General features: G+C 71.4%; 1 protein-coding gene and 2 pseudogenes. All 3 read right to left on the bottom strand.

Annotation, left to right across the window (positions count from 1 at the left end; genetic code table 11):
* Positions 1–410 (bottom strand): annotated as a pseudogene (locus G6017_RS14500) (MMPL family transporter); the annotation flags it as partial.
* 14 nt (positions 411–424) lie between these two features.
* Entirely contained in the window at positions 425–1,234 is an 810-nt protein-coding gene (locus tag G6017_RS14495; protein WP_179523652.1) for an alpha/beta fold hydrolase, read from the bottom strand.
* Positions 1,235–1,340: 106 nt separating this feature from the next.
* A pseudogene (locus tag G6017_RS14490) lies at positions 1,341–1,634 on the bottom strand (histidine phosphatase family protein); the annotation flags it as partial.

The following is a 1,634-nucleotide window of genomic DNA, read 5'->3' as shown; positions in this document are numbered from 1 at the left end:
TCGGCCTCGACCGGCACCAGCAACAGCGCGGCGGCGCCGTCCTCGGAGGGGATCGGTCCCTGGGGCGCGGCGCCGACGACCTCCGCCATCCGCTCACCCGCCCCCACGGCCGCGGCGATCCCCTGCGGGCCCAGCTCGCCACCGTCCTGCCTGGTGACCACCAGTACCGCCGGCACCGACCCCGCGTCGGGGAATTCCTGCTGGATCTGGGAGACGAGGGCGGCTTCGGAGGTGTCCGGCAACGTCTGGGGTGCCTCGGACGCGCCCTCGGAGGACGCGAGCGCGAAGACGGCGCCGGACACGAGCAGGACCGCCGCGAGGATCAGCCAGGCGGTGAGCTTCCCCGTGAGCACGCCGACCCAGCCTCCGGTGGACGCGTCACTGTCCGTCGCGGTGCTCCCGGTTGTCATCGTCTCCCTCGCCCTCACGCGTTGTATTCGGAGAGGAACGCCTCGAGGATGGCGTTGACCTCGTCGGGCCGTTCCATGGTCGGCGAGTGACCCGCACCGGGGATCTCGTGGAAGCTCGTGGTGGCGATGAGCTCGGCGATCCGGCGCGACTTGTCCGGCGGTGTGGCCGCGTCCTCCGCACCCACCACGACCAGCGTCGGAGCGATGATCCGGATGGCCTCGTCCTCGCACGGATCCCGGTCCGCGACCGACTCGATGGCCTTGACCAGACCGGCGCGGTCGGTGCGCTCGAGCATCGCCATCCACTCCTCGACCCAGGGTGCCGAGAGGTTGCGGTCGGCGAGCATGATCGGCGCCACACGGGACCGGAGCGGCTTCATCCCGGCGACGCGGTACACCTTGGACAGGGTCTTGTACTTGCTGCGGTTGGCCGGCTCCTCCGCGGTGGCGGCGGAGTCGAGCAGGGTGAGGGAGTGCACGATCTCGGGGTTGCGGGCCGCGAGCCGTATCCCGACGAAGCCGCCCATGGACAGGCCGACGAAGTTCACCACGGGGATCTGCAGGTGCCGCAGGAGTTCGCTGACGTCCACCGTCAGCGTGTCCATGTCGTACCCACCGAGCGCGCGGGGCGAGTCGCCCTGCCCACGGAAGTCGATGGTCACGCACCGGTACCTGTCCCGCAGGTGGGCGATCTGGTGCTGGAACATCCACCCGGAGAAGAGCAGACCGTGGGCGAAGAACACCACGGGAGCGTCCTCACGACCGGCGGGCACGCCGGTGTCGGTGTAGGCGATGGTCGTGTGACCGCGCTGGAATGTGGGCATCGGGGCTCTCCTGACAGTCGGACGGCCGCCGTGTCCGGCCGCCACAGTCGTACGATACGGCGACCGGCGCCACCCTTCGGTCACCTCGAGGGGATCGGAAGCCGGGTCACCGCAGCGTGATCAGACCCCGCGGGTCCTCCGGCCCGGCGGCCCGCTCCAGGTGCTGGTGCTCGTTGACCGCGATGCAGGTCATCCCGCCGCGACCCACCACGACGCGGGCCACTCCCGTGTTGACGGTCACGCGTTGCAGGCGGGTCCACAACCCCACCACGCCCTCCGGGTCGGCCAACAGGCCCGCGACCGCCAACGAGATGGTTCCGGCCGAGCTCACCACCACCGTCGTGCGCCCGGACCCGGACCGCGCCGCCGCGTCCGCGATCGCCGCGTCCGCGGCCGCCCG

Source organism: Dietzia sp. B44 (assembly GCF_014145245.1).
In the GTDB taxonomy this organism is placed as follows: domain Bacteria; phylum Actinomycetota; class Actinomycetes; order Mycobacteriales; family Mycobacteriaceae; genus Dietzia; species Dietzia natronolimnaea.
This window is presented reverse-complemented; position numbering and strand designations above follow the sequence as displayed.

What these genes read in the sequence shown, in the direction of transcription:
- G6017_RS14495 (WP_179523652.1), bottom strand. Translation starts at nt 1,234, where the DNA reads ATGCCCACATTCCAGCGCGGTCACACGACCATCGCCTACACCGACACC.